This is a genomic window from Rhizobiaceae bacterium (genome assembly GCA_023953835.1).
In the GTDB taxonomy this organism is placed as follows: domain Bacteria; phylum Pseudomonadota; class Alphaproteobacteria; order Rhizobiales; family Rhizobiaceae; genus Mesorhizobium_G.
Genome location: JAMLJB010000001.1, coordinates 3442609 through 3460537, shown reverse-complemented (window position 1 = coordinate 3460537; position 17929 = coordinate 3442609). Strand labels below are relative to the sequence as shown.

10 protein-coding genes are annotated in these 17929 nt (G+C 64.0%); 4 read left to right on the top strand and 6 right to left on the bottom strand.

Translation table 11 applies throughout. The features are described 5' to 3' along the window. Positions 1 to 84: 84 nt before the first annotated feature. From M9924_16250 to M9924_16230, 5 genes are all read right to left on the bottom strand, one after another. Positions 85 to 1062, bottom strand: coding sequence for a tripartite tricarboxylate transporter substrate-binding protein (locus M9924_16250; GenBank protein MCO5065950.1), 978 nt, complete (start codon positions 1060 to 1062; stop codon positions 85 to 87). A 180-nt stretch (positions 1063 to 1242) separates the two neighbouring features. After that, positions 1243 to 2607 (bottom strand): sigma-54 dependent transcriptional regulator, encoded by a 1365-nt coding sequence (locus M9924_16245; protein ID MCO5065949.1) that lies wholly within the window; start codon positions 2605 to 2607, stop codon positions 1243 to 1245. Further along, positions 2604 to 4418 (bottom strand): ATP-binding protein, encoded by a 1815-nt coding sequence (locus M9924_16240; protein MCO5065948.1) that lies wholly within the window; start codon positions 4416 to 4418, stop codon positions 2604 to 2606. The genes M9924_16245 and M9924_16240 overlap by 4 nt, the downstream gene beginning before the upstream one ends. Positions 4419 to 4518: 100 nt before the next feature. Continuing rightward, a complete protein-coding gene (locus tag M9924_16235; protein ID MCO5065947.1) occupies positions 4519 to 5280 on the bottom strand; it encodes an SDR family oxidoreductase in 762 nt (253 codons plus the stop codon). A 30-nt stretch (positions 5281 to 5310) separates the two neighbouring features. Next, positions 5311 to 6294 (bottom strand): dipeptide epimerase, encoded by a 984-nt coding sequence (locus M9924_16230; protein MCO5065946.1) that lies wholly within the window; start codon positions 6292 to 6294, stop codon positions 5311 to 5313. A 77-nt stretch (positions 6295 to 6371) separates the two neighbouring features. On the opposite strand from M9924_16230, the gene M9924_16225 reads away from it, so the two are divergent. The 4 genes from M9924_16225 to M9924_16210 all read left to right on the top strand — a co-directional run bounded on the left by M9924_16225 (position 6372) and on the right by M9924_16210 (position 10132). Then, positions 6372 to 7547, top strand: a complete 1176-nt coding sequence (locus M9924_16225; protein ID MCO5065945.1) for an ABC transporter permease — start codon at positions 6372 to 6374, stop codon at positions 7545 to 7547. A gap of 8 nt (positions 7548 to 7555) precedes the next feature. Beyond that, complete coding sequence (locus tag M9924_16220; protein MCO5065944.1) at positions 7556 to 8371, top strand: ABC transporter ATP-binding protein; 816 nt, start codon at positions 7556 to 7558, stop codon at positions 8369 to 8371. A 9-nt stretch (positions 8372 to 8380) separates the two neighbouring features. After that, positions 8381 to 9466 (top strand): MCE family protein, encoded by a 1086-nt coding sequence (locus M9924_16215; protein ID MCO5065943.1) that lies wholly within the window; start codon positions 8381 to 8383, stop codon positions 9464 to 9466. A 66-nt stretch (positions 9467 to 9532) separates the two neighbouring features. Then, complete coding sequence (locus M9924_16210) at positions 9533 to 10132, top strand: ABC-type transport auxiliary lipoprotein family protein (protein MCO5065942.1); 600 nt, start codon at positions 9533 to 9535, stop codon at positions 10130 to 10132. Between the two features lie 52 nt (positions 10133 to 10184). Here M9924_16210 and M9924_16205 read toward each other — a convergent pair whose 3' ends face one another. Further along, entirely contained in the window at positions 10185 to 17870 is a 7686-nt protein-coding gene (locus tag M9924_16205) for a hypothetical protein (GenBank protein MCO5065941.1), read from the bottom strand. Between the last annotated feature and the right edge of the window lie 59 nt (positions 17871 to 17929).

The window sequence follows — 17929 nt, the reverse complement described above, 5'->3', positions numbered from 1 at the left end:
GCATCCCACCTTGTGCGGCTCTGGAAAAGCGTTGCGCATTTATGGCGAGGAAAGAAGGGGCGCATTGCGCGCCCCTTTTCAGCGTCAGTCGGCGTATTGGCCGGCAGCGTCGATGATCGGCTTCCAGCGCGCGATCTCGCTTTCCAGCTTGGCCTTGAGCGCCGCGGGCGTCGCATCGGCTTCGGACGAGGGCTGGGTGCCAAGCTCAGCGAAGCGTGCGACGACGTTCGGGTCTTTCAGAGCGCCTTGCAGCGACTTGGAAAGACGCTCGTTCACCTCGGCGGGCGTACCCTTGGGCGTATAGATGCCGTGCCAGATCGCGACCTCCATGCCGGGCAGACCGGCTTCATCGGTCGTCGGCACGTCGGGCAGCACGTCGAGGCGCTTCGGCGTCGTCACCGCATAGGCCTTGATGGTGCCGCCGAGGATCTGCTTGGTGGTGTTCGTCGTCTGGTCGCACATGATGTCGACCTGTCCGCCGAGCAGGTCGGTCATTGCAGGGCCGGTTCCCTTGTAGGGAACGGTGACCAACGGAGTTCCGATAGCGCTCATGAAGAGCATGCCGCACAGGTGCGACGCCGCGCCGACGCCCGCATTGGCGACCGTCACCGTGTCCTTGTTGGCCTTGGCGTATTCGACCAGACCCTTGAGGTCCGTCGGTTCAAGGTCTTTGCGCGCGACGATGGTCATCGGCACTTCGGTGACGAGCCCGACATATTCGAATGCGTTCAGCGTATCATAGGCGAGCTTCCGGTATAGCGTCGCGCTGGTGGCCATGCCGATATGGTGCAGCAGCATCGTGTAGCCGTCCGGATCAGAGCTTGCGACGCGGCCCGCGCCGAGCGTGCCGCCCGCGCCGCCGACATTTTCGACCACGATCTGCTGGCCGAGATCCTTGGACATGGATTCGGCGACAAGGCGCGCGACCGTGTCCGTGGGGCCGCCGGCGGCAAAGGGCACCACCATCGTCAGGGTGCGGTTCGGATAGTCCTGCGCCTGCGCGCCGAAGGTCGCCATGGCGACGGTCGCCGCAAGGCCAAGAGATGCGAGAATCTTTTTCATGAATTCCTCCCGAGAGTCTGCATTCCACACGCAGCCTCCCGACTGCGCGATGTGACGCAAGCTATTTCCCCTGCTCGCGCCGGAAACAACAGTATTTCCTCAAATTCCCGTTTCCGGGGCACGAATTTGCGCCAAAATGGGTGGATTCGGTAACATCAGCATGTCTGCATGTGCAAAATGCTACCCATTTTCGGCGTAGCTGGATGCGCCGCTCGACCGGGCCTCCAGCTCGTACTTCACCATTTTCTCATAGAGCGTCTTGCGGGAAATGCCGAGCGCTTCATAGACATTCTTGAGCTTGCCGCCCTGTCGCGACAGTTCCTGCGCGATGATGTGGCGTTCAAATGCCGCGACCCGCTCGGCCAGGTTGCCGGACGGCGCGTGGGACGACGGATGGGCGGCGCTTTCCAGCCGGTCCAGTCCGAGCAGGTGGCGGTCCGCCGCATTGCGAAGCTCGCGAACATTGCCCGGCCATTCGCGCCGGATGAGCGCCGCCAGCAGGGCATGCGGAACATCCGGCTCTTCCCGCCTGTAGCGCGCGGCGGCCTCACGCAGCAATTGAAGGAAGAGCAGGGGAACGTCCTCCCGGCGCGCCGCAAGCGGCGGCACGCGAAGCGTGATCACGTTCAGCCGGTAGAGCAGGTCGGCCCGAAACCTGCCGGCCTCCGCCTCCTTTTCGAGATCGACTTTGCTGAGCGCGATGAACCTTGCGTCGAGCGGGATCGGCTCGTTCGAGCCGAGCCGCGTGATGATCCGCTCCTGGATCACCCTCAGAAGCTTGGCTTGCAGCGCGAGCGGCATGGAGCCGATCTCGTCGAGCAGGATCGTGCCGCCGCGCGCATGTTCGAACTTGCCGTAGCGCGGCCTGAGCGCGCCGGGGAAAGCACCGGCCTCATGTCCGAACAGTTCGCTTTCGATCAGTTCGCCGGGCAGGGCGGCGCAGTTGATCGCCACAAATGGACGCGCGGCGCGACCGCTCAAATCGTGCACGGCGCGCGCCACGACCTCCTTGCCCACACCCGTTTCGCCGACGATCAGCATGTCGGTATCCGTGCCCGCCGTGGCGCGGATCGTATAGCGCAGGTCGATCATCGCGGGAGTGCGGCCCGGCAGCCGCGTTTCGAGGTCGTCATGCTGCCCGGCGGCGGCCCTTAGTTTTCTGTTTTCGAGCACCAGCTTGCGCCGGTCGATGGCGCGCGCCGACATTTCGGCCAGATGGCGCGTGTTGAACGGCTTCTCGATGAAATCATACGCGCCCTCGCGCATGGCGCGGACGGCAAGCTGCACATCGCCATGGCCCGTCACGAGAATCACCGGAATGTCCGGGTCGATGTCGCGCACGCGCTCCATCAGGGTCATTCCGTCCATGCCGGGCATGCGGATGTCGGAAATGACGACGCCGCTGAAGCCGGGCGTCACGAAATCCAGCGCTTCCTCGGCGCTGGCGCATTCCTCGACCTGCAGGCCCTCGAGGTCGAGCGACTGGCGGGTCGAGCGCCGCAGCTCTTCCTCGTCGTCCACCAGAAGCACGAAAGAGGGGGTCATTCGGCGGCCTCCTTGTGCGGCATGCGTGCGGCGTCCAGCTCTAGTGTGAAAAGCGCACCACCGCCCGGATGATTCTCTACTGCAATCTGTCCACCGAAGTCCTTGACAATATTGTATGAAATGGAAAGGCCGAGGCCAAGTCCCTTGCCCACTCCCTTGGTCGAATAGAACGGATCGAAAATGCGCTCGCGGATCGCCTCTGGCACGCCCGGGCCGTTGTCGCGCACGGTGATGAAAACCTTCGGGCCCTTTCGTTCTGCGGTCAGCACGATGCGGCGGTCGCTTCGGTCTTCAAGGGCATCGGCGGCATTGGAAATAAGGTTCACGAGAACCTGTTGCAGACGCACGCTTCCGCCGTGAACGGCGAGGGATGGCGGATTGATGTGCGTTTCCAGAGCCACGCCCGCTGATTTCAGGCGCGGCGTCACGATCTCCACCGTTTCATGGATCACATCGGCGAGGCCGACCGCGCCGAGCTTCTGGTTCGGCTCGCGCGCGAAATTGCGCAGGTGCCGGCTGATCGTCGCCATCCGGTCCGCAAGGCTGGATATGCGCACGAGGTTGTCGCGCGCATCGGGGATGCGGTCGCGGTCAATCAAGGTCGCGCCGTTTTCCGCATAGGCTTTGACGGCTGCGAGCGGCTGGTTGAATTCATGCGACAGCGCAGCCGACATCTGGCCGAGCGCGGCCAGCTTTCCGGCGCGCACCAGATCCGATTGTGTCTGCCGCAACTGCACTTCGGTTGCGCGGCGCTCAGTCACTTCCGTTTCGAGCTGCTGGTTAACAGCGGCAAGATCGGCCGTGCGCTCCTCCACGCGCCGCTCAAGTTCCTCCTGCGCGGCGCGCTGGATGCGCAGCCGTTCGGCAAGCTGTGCGCGCCGCTGCATGACGATCACGGTGGCGAGGCCGACAAGGAACACCAGCAGCACGGCGGCAATCGCACCGGTCAGCGCCTGGGCGCGCGCGGCGCGGGTGTCCATCAGCACGTTGACGGTCCATCCGGCCTCCGGCATTTCCTTGGACTCGACCAGAAATTCGCGCTCACCACCCGCCATCGAAACCTTGATGACATCGTGTCCCTCCGCGCCCGATTTCAGGGTAATCGGCAGTTCACGCAAAGTGGTATCCGCATAGCGCCGCCATGCGCGCATCTGCGCGAGACGGCCTTCGGTCAGCGGCAGCATGCCGGCATATTGCCATTCGCGCCGGCTGGTCATGAACACGACGCCCTGCGGATCGGTTACCGTAATTTCATAGTCGCCGCTCGCCCACGAAGCCTCGATGCCGTCGAGATCGACCTTGAAGACGACAACGCCGCGAATGGCACCGCCATCGCGCACCGGGGCGGAGAAATAATAGCCGCGCTTGAGCGAAGTGGTCCCAAGCGCGAAGAAGCGCCCGGGCTCGCCCTTCATTGCCTGCTGGAAATAGGGGCGATAGCTGAAGTTTTCGCCGACGAAGCTCAACTCACTCTCAAAGTTGCTGGCAACGACGGTGGTACCGTCAGGCGTCATCACATAGATGTCGGACGAGTTTAGCAGCGCATTGATTTTCTTGAGATATTCGTCCGCATCGTTCCGCAGCTCCGCATCCTGCGGATTGCGCAGCAGTTCGCGTATCATCTCGTGGTCGGCGATCAGCGCAGGCAACGGTTCGAACCGGCTGAGATGTCCCTGCAGGGCCGCTACTGCAAGGCCGAGTGTGGTCTGGCCGCGCTGCGCCGTCTGCGCGAGATAGGTGCGCGTCGCAAAGGCGCTGCCGTAAAACGCAATCGCAAGGGCGGCGGCTGCAAAGAAAAGCGCCGCCCACAGCCAGCCCGGCCGCCCGGAGGGTGTCTTTGCCGAAATCTCAATTCCTCCCGAAACGCAAACCAAACGACAATCTGCAACCGCAAGCCCCGTGCCGCAAGTCTCAGAAGGCGCTCACATAAAGCCCGCCGTCGACCGGAATGTTCTGGCCCGTCATATATCCCGCATGAACGGAGCACAGGAAGGCGCAGACCTGTCCGAATTCCTCCGGCGTTCCAAGGCGCTTTGCTGGAACGTCTGCGGCGAGGCGGGCTTTCTGTTCAGCTTCGCTTTCGTCGGCGCTGAACGCGCCTCGCAGCCTGTCGGTATCCAGCTTTCCGGGCAAAAGGTTGTTGATGGTGACATTGCGGTGCGCGACTGTCCTCGCCACGCCTGAAAGGAATGAGGTCAGCCCGGCGCGCGCGCCGGAGGACAGGTCCAGCCCTGAAATTGGAACATACACCGACAGGGAGGTGATGTTGACGATCCGACCGAAGCCGCGCTCCGCCATTCCGTCGACCACGGCCTGAATCAGTTCGATGGGCGTGATCATGTTCTGCACCACGCCGCGAACAATCGCCTCGCGGTCCAGCTCCCGGAAATCGCGACGCGGCGGCCCGCCATTGTTGTTGACCAGAATGTCCGGCGCGGGGCAGGCGGCGAGCAGTTCCTTCTGGCAGCCGGGGTCGGAAACGTCACCGGCAATTTCCACCACCGCGCCTCCCAGCGCGCGCAACTGCCGGGCCGTTTCGCCAAGCACGGTGGCGTTGCGACCGTTGACGACCAGATCGCAGCCCGCTTCCGCAAGAGCCATCGCGCACCCCTTTCCCAGCCCCTTGCTGGAAGCGCAGACGATCGCCTTGCGGCCACGAATACCCAGATCCATGTTTTGCTTCTCCAATCGGATACAGGTGAGCTATCCCCAAAGACGCGGCTCGGGCGGCGAAACCGTCGAGCCATCATAGCGCAGCGCCGGCTCGCGGTCTCGCGCTAGCAGCAGAGGGCCGTCGAGGTCCACGAAATCCGCGCCTTGCGCCAAAAGCACAGCGGGCGCCATGGCGAGCGAAGAGCCGACCATGCAACCGACCATGATCGAAAAGCCCTGCGCCGCCGCCCGGTCCCGCAGACGCAGCGCTTCCGTCAGCCCGCCTGCCTTGTCGAGCTTGATGTTGACCGCCTCATACAGCCCTGCGAGCTTTTCCAGATCCTCCGTCACATGAAGGCTTTCGTCGGCGCAGACCGGCACGGCGCGCGGGATGCCCGCCAGCATCGCATCCTGCCCGGCGGGCAGCGGCTGCTCGACCAGCACGACGCCGCACTCGGCGGCAAGCTCCAGATGCTTCTGGAGATTGCCCTGCGTCCATCCTTCATTCGCATCCACGATCAACTTCGCATCGGGCGCGGCGCTTGCCACCGCCCGCAGCCGCGCCTCGTCGTCATCCGTGCCGAGCTTGATCTTGAGAAGCGGACGGTGGGCGTTTCGAGCCGCCTGTTCGCCCATGCTCTCAGGGCTGCCGAGCGACAATGTATAGGCGGTCACCAGCGCCAGCGGGGCGGCAAGGCCGAGCATCGACGCAACTGTGCGCCCCGCCACCTTTGCTTCCAGGTCCCAGAGCGCGCAATCGACCGCGTTGCGTGCTCCGCCTGCGGGCAACGCGGCCAGAAGTGCGGCCCGCGAAATCCCGTTGCCGACTGCAGGTGCAATCTGCAACATCTGATTGCGAACCGATTCGAGCGTCTCGCCATATCGTCGATAGGGAACGCACTCGCCCCTTCCAGCGTATCCGTTTTCCGAAATGGTGCAGACCAGCACCTCGGCCTCGGTCCTGGAACCGCGCGAAATGGTGAAGGTCCCCGCGATCGGGAATGTTTCAGCCGTGACGGAAAGGACACGCACCATGAATTTGCGCTCTGCGAATCGCCTGTTGTCTCGGCTGCAAAGTGACATGCCGCAATCGGCTGGTTAAGAGGTTGGCAATGTTGACGAAGCGTCGCACCAATGCTGTCGGACGGACGGAAGACGGGCCGGTCGTCGCCTCCCGGCAGGAGGGTGGCGTTCTTTTCGTCGAACTGTCCGGAATCTGGTCGACGCGGCGGGTCAGCAAGGTGGATGCCGACATGCGCGCGCTGGAATCCGCGCCGGGCGTCGACCGCGTCGAGATCGACATCGGCGGCATAGGTCGGATGGACACGGCGGGCGCATGGATCCTCGAGCGCCTGTCCCAGGCCTACAAGGACCGCAAGGTCGAGGTTGTCATCACCGGGGCCGACAAGGCCGATACCATTCTGATGGACGCCGTGGAGCCGGCAACCGAAACGCGGGACGACGAGCGCGCACAGCCGCGCCCCTTCATCCTGATACGCATGCTCGAAAGCATCGGCAGGGCTGTCTACAACACGAAGAACGACGTCACCGCCTCGCTCTATATATTGGGCGCGACCATTCGCGGCGGCCAGATGAAGGCGGGGCGGGGCCAATCGATCAACTTCACCGCGATCGTGCACCAGATCGACCGCATGGGCGTCGGCGCCATACCCGTGGTGGTGCTGATGTCGGGCATTGTCGGCGCCATCGTGGCGCAGCAGGGCGCGTTCCAGTTGCGGTATTTCGGCGCGGACATCTTCGTGGTGGACCTTGTCGGCATTCTCGTGCTGCGCGAACTCGGCGTGCTGATGACGGCGATCATGGTGGCTGGCCGCTCGGGCAGCGCGATCACCGCCGAGATCGGCTCCATGAAAATGCGCGAGGAGATCGACGCGTTGACGGTCATTGGCCTCAACCCAGTCGGCGTGCTCGTCTTTCCCCGGCTGGTAGCGCTTGTCATCGCGCTGCCGCTCTTGACCGTCATCGCCAATTTCGCCGCGCTTGGGGGCGCGATCTTCGTGGGCTGGGCCTATGTGGACATTCCGCCGACCGCCTTCATCGACCGGCTGCGCACGGCAATCGATGTCTCGACCATCGCGGTCGGTCTCATCAAGGCGCCGTTCATGGCCATCATCATCGGCATACTTGCCTCGGTGGAGGGCCTGAAAGTCGGCGGCAGCGCGGAATCGCTTGGCCGGCAGGTGACCAGTTCGGTCGTCAAGGCCATCTTCGTGGTCGTCATCATGGACGGCCTGTTCGCCATGTTCTTCGCGACCATCGACTTCTAGGGCGACCCATGAACGAGGCAGCCGAAGCGGAGGAGATTGACGAGAAGCCGGATGACCACGAGGTCATTCTGTCCGCGCGCGGCATCACCGTCGCGTTTGGCGACAATGTCGTCCTCAAGGACCTTTCGCTCGACATCTACCGTGGCGAAATCCTCGGCTTCGTCGGCGGTTCGGGCACCGGCAAGTCGGTCTTGATGCGCGCGATCCTCGGGCTCAACCGCAAGCAGGCGGGCACGGTGAAAGTGTTCGGCATCGATGTCGACCGCGCCACGCCGGAACAGAAGCTCGCCATAGACATGCGCATGGGCGTGCTGTTCCAGCACGGCGCACTTTTTTCGGCACTTACCGTGCTTGAAAACGTTCAGGTGCCGATGCGCGAATATCTGGACCTGCCCCGGCAGTTGATGGACGAACTGGCCATGCTGAAGATCGAGCTGGTCGGTCTGCCACGCGACGCGGGGCCGAAATATCCGTCGGAGCTTTCGGGCGGCATGGTGAAGCGTGCGGCACTTGCTCGTGCGCTGGCGCTCGACCCGGACCTCGTATTCCTCGACGAGCCCACCTCCGGCCTTGATCCGATCGGCGCGGCGGAGTTCGACGAACTTGTCATAAAGTTGCGCGACACACTCGGCCTGACCGTCTATATGGTGACGCATGACCTCGACAGCCTGTTCACGGCATGCGATCGCATCGCGGTCCTCGGAAACAAGCGTGTCCTCGTGCAAGGCACGATAGAGGACATGCTGAAAAGTGAAGAACCGTGGGTGAAATCCTACTTTCGCGGCAAGCGGGCACGACAGCTCGACTTGCAGGCCAGAGCATAGAAACCGCCGATGGAAACGAGAGCAAACTACGTCATTGTCGGTCTGTTCACCGTGCTTGCCGTGCTCGGCGCGTTCCTGTTCGTCTACTGGACGGCGGCGGTCAGCGACAAGGGCGAGCTGACGCTCCTGCGCTTTCGCATTCCCGGTTCCGCTTCGGGGCTCGGGCGCGGTAGTGCGGTGCTTTTCAACGGCGTGCGCGTGGGTGAGGTGCAGAGCGTCTATATCGACCGCTCCAACCCGTCCGCAGCCATTGCCGACGCCATGGTGGACCAGCGAACGCCGGTGACCCGCTCGACGCAGGCCGTCATCGGGCTTGCCGGGCTGACCGGGCAGGCCAATATCGAGATGAAGGGCGGCAGTCTGCAGGAGCCGAACCTCTTCACCGAGGCGGAAGAGCAGGGCAAGGTTCCCGAAGTGATCGCCAGCCCTTCCGCGGTGACCAACCTGTTGCAAACCGCGCAGGAAATCCTGACGCGCACCGACAAGGTGCTGGTGCAGCTTGAAGGGTTTGCCACCGACGTGCGGCCCGAACTCCAGAAAACCGCCGAGAACGCGCGCAAATTCTCCGATGCGCTGGCTAACAATTCGGAGGGTGTGGACAAGTTTCTCAGCAGCGTATCCGACCTGGCGGGTGAGTTGTCGGGCGTCTCGCAGAAACTTGACGGCACGCTGCGCGCCGCGGAGCAGATCGTGAAATCCATCGACAGCAACAAGGTGTCCGAGATTGTCACGAATGTCGACGTTTTCACCAGGAACCTGACGGAAACCGGCAAAAAATTCGATACAGTCGTGAACAAGGTCGATAACCTGCTGGGTTCGGGCGACGCGCAGGGTGTCATGGTGCAGATCAACGATACGCTGAAAGCCTATCGGCAGGTGGCGGATACACTCAATGCGAAGCTCGGGACGATCACGGACGGTCTGGCGCGGTTCTCGGGGCAGGGGCTCCGCGATGCCGAGGCGCTGATCAACGATGCGAGGCGGTCGGTCAACCGCATCGAGCAGGCGATCACCGATCTCGAACGCAATCCCCAGCGTATTCTTGGCAGTGGCGATGGCGAAGTGCGCAGGTATAACGGAAGGACCCGGCGCTGAGGCACGCGCCGGTAGTGGGAGCGCGGTGTAGAGGGCACCGCCGGAAAATCGGGGACCGAACTGAGTATGAGAACATCGATCCTGTCCGTTGCGTTGGCCGCTGCGATGTCACTGTCCGTTTCGGGCTGCGCATTGCTGGGCGGCAAGGCCAAGCCCCTCGACACCTATGAGCTGACCGCGCCCGGGATCGACAAGGGGCGCGCGCGGCGCGGCGTACAGATACTGGTGACGGAACCCTCGGCGCTGAAGGCGCTCGACAGCCAGAACATCGTCATCAAGCCGCAACCCGGCTCCATCGAATATCTTTCGGGCGCTCAATGGGCCGACAGGCTGCCACGCGTCATCCAGGCCCGCCTTGGTGAGACCTTCCAGAAATCGGGGCGTTTCGCAGGCGTCGGCAGGCCGGGCGAGGGGCTGGCGATCGACTACCAGATCGTCACCGAGATACGCGCCTTCGAAGTGCGGCTCGACGGCGCGGCGCGCGCGCATGTCACGCTGTTCGTGCGCATCCTGAATGACCGCAACGGCGTGGTGCGCGCCGCGCGAACCTTCGAGGCGGATGCGCCGGTTGGCGGAGCGGGCAACAGCGCCTATATCGCGGCGCTCGATGCAGCTTTCGGGAAGGCTGCGACCGACATCGTGAACTGGTCGGCGTCGGCAATCTAGCTCATGGAGCCAAGGGGGAGGCGACCTGCTCCGGTAGCCTCCCGTCGTGGATTCATGCGAGCCTGCCGGACGCGTGCGCGAGCATGATGTAGGCCTTGCCCGTGTCCGACATTTCGTAGTTGCGGACCTTCATCTTGCCGCCCTCGGTACGGCTCACGCGGTCGAGCAGGCGTTCAAAGTCGTCGCAATAGCGGTCCACGGCGGTGCGGAATGCATCGTCCCCGCGATATTTCCCGCTCACCTCGTCGAATATCTGCTGGCCTCGCAAGGTGTAGAGCCTGCGCGAAACGTCGAGCGAGCGGCCATTGTCGCGGCGTTCCCAGATTTCGCTCAGCGTTTCCGTGTCGATGGACTTTGCAATGTCTTTCGCCAGCGAGCCGAGCGTGTTGTCGAGGCGCGTTGGGGCAGGCGCCATCTCGATGCGCTGCACCGTCGCGACGTTGCCGCTCGGCCTTTCGGGTTCAGGCACGGGTGCCGGCGCGGGTGTGGGCGCAGCCTTCGGCTTCGCAAGTGGCGGCTCGCTGATCGTTGCGCGAAGTGGCAGCTTCACCTCTTCCGGTTGCTGCGGCGCTGCGAAGCGTTCTGCAAGCCTCGTTTCGCTGTTCGAGACAGGGCGACGGATGACCGACCGTTCCGGATCTCCCACATCGATGGTGCGGCCGGACTGGACGACGATTGCCGACAGCTCCTTCAGCGCATTGATTTGCTCGGTCACGGCGCGGCGGATTGCACTGGTCGATTCCTGCGCTTCCACCGGCATGTCGACAATGCCCTTCTTGAGGGCGCTGCGCGTGTCGTCCAGCTCGCTGCGGATCGTTTCCGCCGTCTTGCGCAGATCGACGGTCGCGTCGGCGAAGCGTTGCGTCGCCCCGTCGATGACCGAAGCGAGGGTCTTGCGGATTGTCTCCGTCGTATCCTGCGCGCGCGACTCCGCATTCGCGAAGGAGTGCGACACGAGGTTTTCGAAGGACCGCATGATCTTCTCGACATCCTCGGACTTCCGCACCAGTTCGACCGCGAGGTCCTCGAGCGCGCTTTGCCGGTCGCCAAGCGTCGTCACGAGATTGGTCTGCGCCGAACCGAGCAACTCGCTTGCGCTGGTCAACAGCTTGCTGTGCTCCTCGAACCGGCTGGCAATGCTGGCGACCGCTTTCAGAGTCTCCGACGTCATATGGGTCAGGCGCGTCGTGTTCGAATCGAGCAACCGCGCAGAGCTTGCGAAAGTCTGGGCAGCGCGCTCCGTCGAGGCTGCGAAGGCCTGCGTCGTCTCGTTGAGACGCCGGTCGACCGTGTCGAGGCTCTGTTCCGCGAGACCCGCGAGTTCGGAAAGCTGGCGGTTCGAGTCGGTCACCTTCGCAACCGTCTGGTCGATGGACTGTGCAATCGTCGCGCGAGCCTGTGTCGCCGCAGCCAGCGCCTGCGTGGCTTGTGTCTCCAGCGCTTCCACGAAGCCGGCGTTCTCGGTGCGCAGCCGCTCGGTGGCTTTTTCCGCCGCCGATTCGATGCTGCGTTCGAGTTCGCTGCCGCCCGCGGTGAAGCGTTCGGCAAGCGGGCGCGCCGTCTCGTCCAGGATGCGGATCATCTCGGTCGAGCGCGTTTCGAGCAGTTCGTTCAACTCGCGCGTATTGTTGCCGAGCGCGCGGGCCGCATCGTTGGTGCTTTCCGTGATGTGCTTGCCCACGGCGGAGAATGTGTCGGCAATGACGTTCGCGCGTTGGGCGAGCTTGGCTTCACTCTTGGCAAATTCGTCGTCGATGGTCGTGCGCACGCCGCTCGCGGCCTCGGCGAGGCGGGCCTCCGCCTGCGCGACATCTTCCGAGATGCGGATGATCGCGCGATCCGAGCTTTGCGCGAGGCGTTCCTCGGCGCTGGCAAGTGTTTCGCCGATGGCGCGGGTGCGCCGCTCGAATTCCTGCGCTGTTTCATCGGTGCGCCGGCCGAGCTTGCTGTCGGCCTGCTCGAAAAGTTCGCCGAACCGCGCGGAGCGCTCGTCGAGGGCGGCGGCAAGTGCATCGGCGCGTTCACCGATGCGGCGATCCGTCTCCTCGAACAGCCTGGCGACTTCACCCGCCTTCGATCCCAGCTCAGCAGCCGTCTGGCCGGTGCGGGAAAGGATGCGGTTTTCCGCCTGTTCGAGGATCTTGGAGATGTCCTCGGTTTTCTGGCTGAGCTCCGCGGAGGTCTGGTGAGTGCGCGCGATGATGCGCTGTTCGGTTTCGTAAAACACGTCCGCAACACCGGCGGCGCGCGTGGAAAGCTGGTCCGCGCCGGCTGCGATATTCGACGCGATCGCCGCATCGGCGCGCTCGAACATGGCTTTCAGCTCGTCCGCGCGTGCCGAAAGGGCGTCCGCCGAAGCGCTGACCCGCTCGGAAATCTTGCCGTCCGCGTTCTCGAACATCTGCACGATCTCGATTGCACGCTGGGCAAGTGCGCTCGCATTTTCAATCGCGCGCGCGGCAAGCTTGCGGTCGCCTTCGTCGAACAGGCGCTCGATCTCGGTCATGCGGGCCTGCGCGTCGCGTGCCGTTTCCTCGGTGCGCGCGGCAAACTGCTCGTCGGCGCGTTCGAAGGTTTCCCCGATCCGCGCCGCGCGATCCTCCAGCGCATCCGCGGATTGTTCCGCGCGTACCGTGAGGCTTTCGAGCGTCTGCACGGCACGTTCGGCAAGGCGCCTGTCGGCAACGTCGAAGGTCTGGGAAATTTCCTCGGTGCGGGTGGCCAGGATCGTCGCGGTCTCCTGGGCGCGCTCGGCAATCTGGCGGTCGGCGTCGGTGAACACCTTGCCTGCCTCGCCGGTCAGCATGGCGGTCAGTTCCAGAACCTTGTCGCGCAGCTCGCCCGCCGCGTTGACGGCGCTGCGCTCCAGCACGATGCGGACATTCTCCACGCCTGTCGCGAGCGCGTTCTCCACGGCGCTCGCACGGTCGCTGATCGTGTCGGCGTGCCGCTGGAATGCGGCGTCGATTTTCTCGACATCGTCGGCCAGCGCGCTTGAGATTTCCTGCCTTCGGTCCGCGAAAACCTTGATGTGCTCGGCTGCCTGGGCATCGAGCACCGTGCGCGCCTCGTCGAGGCGCAACAAGTCCGCCTCAAGGGCTTCGGTGAGCTTGTCGCGTCCGTGGCCGATGCCCTCGATGTGGTTGCTGAGCGCAACCTGAAGATTGTCGCGCGCCGCGTCCACGGCGGCAAGGTCGGCCTCCAGCGCGCGCCGCAATATGTTGCGTCCCTCAGCCAGCTTTTCAACCTGTGCGGAGACGAGACTGTCGATGCTCGCCCTGCTGTCGGCGAGCTTTTCAAGATCGGCTTCAAGCGCGTAGCTGAGTTGCCCACGGCGTTCCTCGAATACGGAATTATGCGCTTCGAGCATCTTGACCAGCGCCGCATCCAGTTCGACCCGGCTTTCGCCGAGCTTGATGAGGTCGGCTTCAAGCGCGCGCCTGAGAATGTTGCGCCCTTCGGACAGCTTCTCCACCTGACCGGCGACGAGCCCGTCGATGTCGGCGCGGGATTCCGCAAGCTTGCGCAGGTCGTCTTCCAACGCCTTTGAAAGGACGTTCCTGCCTTGCGCGAGGCCCTGTTCCTGTTCCTGCGCAACACGCTGCATCAGGCTTTCCAGCTCGGCGCGGCTGTCGCCAATGCGGGCGAGGTCGGCTTCAAGCGCGCGCACAAGCATGTTGCGGCCTTCCGACAGCTTTTCGAACTGCGAGGCGACAAGGCTGTCTATGCTGTCCCTGCTTTCGGCAAGCTTGCCGAGGTCGTCTTCCAAAGCGCGTGTGAGGGCGGCGCGTCCTTCGTTGAAATTGTCGCTGTAGCTGTTGATGAGCTGGACCACGCCGCCGTCGAATTCCGACTTTGCGTCGTCAAGACGCTTCAGATCGGTCTCAAGCGCGCGGACAAGAAGGTTGCGGCCTTCGGCAAGCTTCGAAATCTGGCTCGAAATCATGTCGTCGATCTGGGCGCGCGTTTCGGCCAGCTTTTGCAGGTCGTCCTCGACCGCCGAGACGAGGGCGTCGCGGCCCTGTCCGAAGCTGCTGTTGAGGTGGGACACGATCTCGCCGAGCGTGTTGTCCAGTTCCTTGCGGCTTTCCGCCAGCTTCCCGAGATCGCCCTCAAGGGCGCGGATGAGGATGTTGCGGCCATGCGCCAGCTTCTCGACCTGTGCGGAGACAAGGCCGTCGATGCTGTTGCGGCTTTCGGACAGTTTCGCCAGATCGTCCTCCAATGCGGAGGACAGCGCGGCCCGGCCTTCCTCGAAAGCCTGCTTCTGGCGCTCCACGACGGATTTCAACGATCCATCGAGGTCAATGCGCCGCCTGTCGAACTCGGCAAGGTCCGATTCAAGCGAACGGTTGAGCAGGGCGCGGCCTTCCGCCAGCTTCTCGATCTGGCCGGTAATCAGTTCGTCCACTCCGGTGCGGCTGTCCGCGAGGCGCGAAAGGTCCGCCGAAATCGTGTCGGTCAGCACCTTGCTGCCTTCCTCGAACCCGCGGTTCAGTTCGCCGAGCATGCGGGCGATGGAGGAGTCTAGCCCCTCGCGCTTGAGGTTCAGGATTTCGAGATCGGCTTCCAGCGCGCGATTGAGCAGGTTGCGGCCCTCGGCCAGCTTCTCGACCTGACCGGCCACCAGCGTATCGATTGCCGCGCGGCTGTCCGCCAGCTTTTCGAGGTCGTCCGAAACGGTCTGCGAAATGGCGCGCCGACCTTCCTCGAAGGTCCTGTTGAGGTCCGACATCATGCCGTTCAGGCGGTTGTCGAGTTCGGACCGGCTTTCGGACATGCGGGTGATGTCGTCTGAAACGGTCTGGTTGATGACCTTCCGTCCGGCCTCGAAGGTGCGGCCGAGGTCGGCCACGATGGTCGCCACCTGGCTGCCAAGTTCGGCATGGGTGTCGTTGATCTTTTCGAGATCGGCGTCCAGCGCGCGCCGCAGGATGCTTCTGCCTTCCGCCAGCTTCTCGACCTGCCGACCGACCATGCTGTCCAGCGCGACCCGTTCGTCGCCGAGACGCGCAAGGTCCTCCTGCAACGCTTCGGACAGCACCTTGCGTCCGTGTTCCAGACCTTCCGACTGGCTGGCGATTGCACCGCGCAGGGCTTCTCCAAGGTCCTTGCCGCCGGAGGTGAGGCGATGCAGGTCCTCTTCCAGCGCCTTGGCCATCTCGTCGCGATGGTCGGCAAGGCTTTCGAGGTGCGCCTTGATCGCGGCGCTGAGCGTTTCGCGTTCCTCGCCGATCTGGTCGAGGTCGGCCCGCAAGGCTCTCTTGAGAATGTCGCGACCCTCGGAGAGGCGGCCAACCTGCGCGGCCATCAGCCCGTCAATGTCGCCGCGCGCCGCGGCCAGCTTGTCGAGGTCCTCCTGAAGCGCAAGCGCAAGCGCACGGCGGCCTTCCTCCAGACGCTCGCCCTGCGAGACGACGAGCTTGTTGATCGTCGCGTCAAGCTCGGTGCGGCTGTCGGCGACCTTGGACAGGTCGGACTCCAGCGCACGCCGCAGGATGTCGCGGCCTTCGGCCAGCTTCTCGACCTGGCGCGCAACGAGGCCGTCGATGCTGGAACGGCTGACCGCCAGCTTGTCGAGGTCTTCCCGCAGCGCATCGGTGAGCGCCTTGCGCCCTTCCTCGAAACGGTCTGATTGCTCCGAAACGAGCCGCGCGAATGTCTGGTCCAGTTCCTGCCGGCTTTCGGTGACGCGGGCGAGGTCGGCGTCTAGCGCACGCTTGAGCAGGTCGCGGCCTTCACCCAGCTTGCCGACATGGTTGCGTACAGATTCGTCTATGGCGACACGGGCCTCGTCGAGCATGGCGAGGTCGTCCTTGAGCGTCTGCGCAAGAGCGTCACGGCCATCGCTCAGGCTGCGCGCATGCTCTCCAAGCGAAACGTCGATCATCCGGCGGGATTCCTCGACCTTCCGCAGATCCTGCGCCAGCGCCGCACCGGTTGCCGCGCGGCTTTCCTCCATGCGCGCGACATGACCCGCGACTTCCTCGACAAACTGGGCGCGGCTGCGGTCGAACTGGCCCAGTTCACCGTGCAGATCGTCGATCATACGGGCGCGGCTCTCGGAAAGCTGGCGCATCTCGTCGGCTGCCGCCGCATCGATTTCGGCGCGGGCCTGAGACAATTGTTCCAGATCCTGGTCGAGCGCGCGGGAAAGGCGGCTGCGGCCGGATTCGAGGCGGTCGATGAATTCTTCCGCGTGCTGCTCCAGCGCTGCCGATGCTGTTTCGACCAGCGCCGACATTTCGGCGTCGATGCGCTTCTGGTTTTCCTCGATGAGGCGGGCGAGGTCTTCCTTGCCGTTTGCAAAGCTGCCGGCGATTTCGCGCGTGCGCTCCACCAGCGTCTCGTTGATCTGGCGGGCGCGCGCCTCGAGCGCGGTGTTGAGGCGCTCGGTGCCGAGGTCGAGCGCATCGGCGCGCGACTGGAACTCTCCGAGAAGCGACTGGCCGCGCTCGACAAGCGTGCTCTCTATATCGTGCAGGCGCTTGTTGAACTCCTCGTTCAGCGACTCCGTTGCCGAGCCGAGCAGCGAGATCATGCTGGTCGCGCGCTCTTCCAGAACGCGGGAAAGCGATTGGGCGGCGTCGACCGTGCCCTGCGTGAGATTGGCGATGCGGGAATCCAGCATCGTGCCGATGGAGTTGCCGGATTCGGTGATGCGATCCGACAGCGCCCCGAACTTCTGGTCGATCTCGTTGAACACCTCAGCGCCATTGTCGTTGAAGCGCTCGATCATCGCGGTCCCGGACTCGCGGATGGTCGTCGTGAGGTTTTCGGATGCGCTCATTATGTTCTGGCGGATAAGGTCGCTGGCAGCGCCCAACTCGTCCCGCAGCGTTTCGTGCGCACCGGCAATGGACGCCCTGACGCGCTCGGCGTGGCTGACCACCGCCTCGCGCTCGCTTCCGAGCCCGTCGACGAGGCGGCGAATGCGCGCTTCGTTGTCGGTGTAGGAGCGTTCGAGCTGGTTGACCTCGGTCTGGACGAGCGTTTCGAGTTCGACGGCGCGCGCCAGCGTGCGCTCGATGCCCTCGTTGAGCGCGGCCACCTCGCGCCTGACTGCGTGGCCGACCGTCTGGATGCGCCCATGAGCGGAAGCCTCCGGCTCGACAAGGCGGAATGCAAGCTCCGTCATCGACTGGGCCGCCATGCGCATGTCATGCGCGCGCCGCACCATCGCGGCAAAGGCCCAGAACATCATGATCGGCAGCAGGGTGAGTGCTGCCATGAATACGGCGGAGCGATCCTGGATGATCTCCTCGATGCGCGTCGCATCCCAGATTTCGGCGGGCAGGGTGCGCACGGCGACCGCATAGCAGATGAAGGCCCAGATGATGCTGAGCAGCGCAGCGATCACATAGGGCACGCGCGATCCGCCACGCCCGTAGCGCTCGGCGAAGCTGCGGCGGTCCGCCAGCCGGTCGTCATTTGCAGGGGCGAATTCGACGGGCGGGTTGGCAGCCTGCGGCGCGCTCGGCGCACTTTGGGCCGACGTGTCGGCAACGGCAGGGCTTGTCGACGGGTCGCCGCGCCCGGCGCGGGCAAGTTCATCGGCGGCCTTCGAGATTTGCACCTCGAGATCCTTCAGCGTTATCCCGCCCGACGGCGCATCTGACGCAGCAGGTTTTTCGGGCGAATCGCCATCGACTGGCGCGAAACTCGTGTCAAGCGCTTGTTCAAGCTGTTTCGCGACGTCGCGGTCGAGCGCCTTGCTCGAAATGGATTTTTTCGCCATGCCGCTAGGACCCTATCCTGAATTCACAAACGCGGGCTGCATTTTCTATGCGCGCAAGG